Raw genomic sequence first — 3,379 nt, forward strand, 5'->3', positions numbered from 1 at the left:
ATAAGTCCACAGAATACATCTCCCCACCCTCCGCTCATCAGCTTCAGGTGTCAGATTGCGGAATTTTACTCCGCGACGGTCAGATCATCAGACCGTTTCTGTGGGCATTTTGTCTCCGGGATTCACATTCGGCTTCTCGCGCTTTTTGCGGCGAGAACTATTGTAATCATCTCGTCCTTCGTGCGACCTCCAGTGATCGATCCGGTAACGGCGTCGGCCAATTTCACTGTCGGCGTGCTTGCGTTCATTATCAAATCGTTCTTGTGCTTGAGAGACCAACAGCTCTAGGCCAGCGAGGAGCGCTGGGGCCGCGCTTGAGCGCTCAGTTTCCGAAAGAACCCGGTCACGCTTTGCCTCAAGGTCTCGCAGTTCTTTCAGGCGACGGTCATAGGGGGTCATGATGACTCGGGGCCATATACGCCCATCCTCATCTTCATCATCATACTCTGATTGTTCTTCGCTGTTTTGAGCCATTTTCATTGCCTCTTTGAGTGGTGGGTCGGCGCTGACGTCCTTCCCCACCCTGGCCGAAAGGGAGCTCCGGCCAACTTGGTCAAGATGTCAGATATCGACGTGATGAAGCATTTGAAAAATACATGATCCGTTGCGTTTCAATCACGAAGCGGAAAACAAGAACATTTAATGAAAGGCTCTGCACAAACAGATTCTCCGAGTAGCAAATTATCATGACATCAACAAGTAAAATAGTGATCGGCGTGACAAACTATCGGCCGGGAAAGGCTGTCCTTAGAGGGCGCAGAGCCTCGCAGACTAGACCGGAGCGACAGACCCTCAACAATCAAAAAATGATATAACTCATCTGTTGCAAGATGTTCACCGAGCCGGTGGGTGAACCAACCGAGGGTGATTTAAATCAAGGGTAGGTGTCCCGGATTTGCCCATAAGATAAAATAAGTTAAGAGTAAGTATTATAAACTACACTTCTTCAAAGCAATTTATATATGACGTGCAGTTCCGGGACGTTCCGTTTGCCACTCAAGTCAGGGCTTCTGCGGCTCTTCGAGCAAATGCGGGACACCCTTCATTGGTCACACCGTGCAAAAATGGGACGCATTCCGAAAGTGACGTATGTCAAGAAAACGGATCGGATCACCAAAAAACTTCGATCATTCTAATACGCCGACAAGGTATTCGAAACGGTTTTCGCTAACTTGAAAGTGCGGTTGGTCTCGCAGTTTTTGCGGAGCTGCACAGGAATTCCTGACAAACGACCTTGGGTGCGACAACGGGTCTGCCAAGATCTCGAGCTCCAGATAAAGCTTGAGACCTGACCATGCTCTCGCTCGAACTCGATGCCATTCTGCAAGTGACCTGTCGGTCATCTGACCCGGCGTGAGAACGACGCGGCGGCGATTGGGTCGTATTGTGGGCAATCTGGTAGTGCCAAACCGGTTCTGAATCAGGATGCACCGATATCTGAAGAACAGGTCACCAGCGCGGACCTAGGCCGGGTATCTGAACGACTGCAAGCTTTGTCCGTCCCGGCCCCGAGAGGCTCAGTGGAGGACGAAGGCCTATCAGCCGCGCCCCAATGGACGAGCGCGCCGTGCCAAGCCTCCACACACAGATTACGCGTTCGATTGTCACCAGCAGATCGCATCACCGTGCGAGACATGTGCTAGACCCACTGGGGCGGTCGCTGAGGTGCATCCTCATGGTTTCAGGTGCACGCGCTGCACTCATCGCGCGGCTGCTGCCAGTGCGCGTCTTAGAGGGTTTCGATGGCGCGGTGCCGTCATGCGGTCCAGCTAAATAGCTATCTTGCTTTCAAGCTTTTTGGCTACGCAGGTATTTAGCTGAAACACCAATCTGACCGGAACGGCGATGGTCACTGATCTTTGTGTAATCCCAACGATCCTCCAGATTGCATATAAGCCTCTCTGAGCAGTGTTGGCGTGTGTGTGGTGTCTTTGCATTTTCTGATGTGGACCCGGTTCATTGACCGCCTGCGCGGGTCTGAGCGTGTTCCGGGGCGTCATCTGCATGAGGCTTGGTTTGGGCCGGAGCAGCAGCTTCATATCGACCCGAGAACCTGTGCGCTTCCTTCGCCGTTCTTCTCAGAATATACGTCGTAATCTGTAGCATATACTATAATTGGTAGAACGGATCAGGACGCGTGTTCCTGATGGAACGTCCGCGGTCGTTTCTTCGCTTTTCGCGGTCAGGCTCCTTTCGATTCAGCAATGAGCGATTTCGTTTCGTCGTTGCGCGTTCTGAACGCCCGGTATGCATCGACTTTTTTTCCCTCGCCTGAAATCTGTCCACAGCGCAGCCGATCAGAGGTCCGGCGCCAATAAAACAAGGTCGTTCCAGGTCAATTTGGGATGACCGTGTAACACTTTGAATCCAAATTCATGTGAACTCTGTCCACAGCGCAACCGATTTGAGTCGAAAATGTAACCAACAGGGTTGCGCTGTGGACAGATACCGGAGCCGTTTTGGCCCTTTATGTCCACAGCGCAACCTGTTTGTCTCAGTTCAGCCCAGGCTGGAGGCGCGCTCACGCCTCTTTGCAAGTGCCGACTGCATCGCCTGACTGATCGCATCCCGGGCTTCTTCGGCGGTTGCGAAGCGCCCAATGTTGAGCATCTCAGACGCGACCTGGATCACCGCCTCGAACCCGTCGCCGACCTGATACACCCAGCGATACTGGGTCGGCTCAGGATAGGGCGCACTATGCGTGCGTTTCACAGATCCCACACCAATGCGCAGGTTGGTCCAGCGGTTGTCACCATGATCGCCATTTTTGTGCTCGATGGTAAACAGGGGATGGAAGCCCGTCATCCAGAGCCAGGCGAGCCGGTGGAGCGGGTAGCGCCTGTTGTCGATCGAGACCTTCAGATATCCACGGTCATCATGCACAGTGCCTGCCAGCTTGCCTCGACGAGCACCTTTCGTCCAGGTGAAGATGCCGGTCTCAGGGTCGTAATGCAGAACTTCGCGTAGCCGTTTTTGGGTTAGCATGTGTCGTCTCCGTCGTAATGGGTTGTATGTGTTCATACGTCGGAGATGGGGTTTTGTTCTGTGGGATGAGCAATGAAATTTCGCGCTGCGTCGAGATCCTGTCATTCATCGCTGACATCGACCGAGGGCTGGCGCAAGGATTGCACAGGCTTCAAGCGCCGAGAGCCGGTGCACAGCGAACAGGCGCTCAGAGTGGGTGAAATGGACTGGCTTTGAACTTATAGCGATCTGTCATACAAGTGGCAGGATCAGCTGGGCATCGACGTTGGGCGTATTGTGTTGAAAAACTCTTCCTTGATCGAAGTCTGAACTGCTGATTCAATTCCTGTAATCGAGGGGGAGGACCGGCGATGATGGGACCGAGGCAGGAAGCGCAACCGGCGCTGTTCTACGA

2 protein-coding genes are annotated in these 3,379 nt (G+C 53.3%); both read right to left on the reverse strand.

Going from position 1 to position 3,379, the window contains the following annotated elements; translation table 11 throughout:
• Positions 1 to 87: 87 nt before the first annotated feature.
• Positions 88 to 474, reverse strand: coding sequence for a hypothetical protein (locus ROE7235_RS20010; protein WP_147434281.1), 387 nt, complete (start codon positions 472 to 474; stop codon positions 88 to 90).
• Positions 475 to 2,499: 2,025 nt separating this feature from the next.
• A complete protein-coding gene (locus tag ROE7235_RS19035) occupies positions 2,500 to 2,985 on the reverse strand; it encodes an HNH endonuclease (RefSeq protein WP_121097520.1) in 486 nt (161 codons plus the stop codon).
• Positions 2,986 to 3,379: the final 394 nt, after the last annotated feature.

The organism is Roseinatronobacter ekhonensis (assembly GCF_900499075.1).
In the GTDB taxonomy this organism is placed as follows: Bacteria; Pseudomonadota; Alphaproteobacteria; order Rhodobacterales; family Rhodobacteraceae; genus Roseinatronobacter; species Roseinatronobacter ekhonensis.

Excerpts from the sequence above, each read along its gene's own strand:
- ROE7235_RS20010 (WP_147434281.1), bottom strand. The coding sequence starts at position 474 with ATGGCTCAAAACAGCGAAGAACAATCAGAGTATGATGATGAAGATGAG.
- ROE7235_RS19035 (WP_121097520.1), bottom strand. The coding sequence starts at position 2,985 with ATGCTAACCCAAAAACGGCTACGCGAAGTTCTGCATTACGACCCTGAG.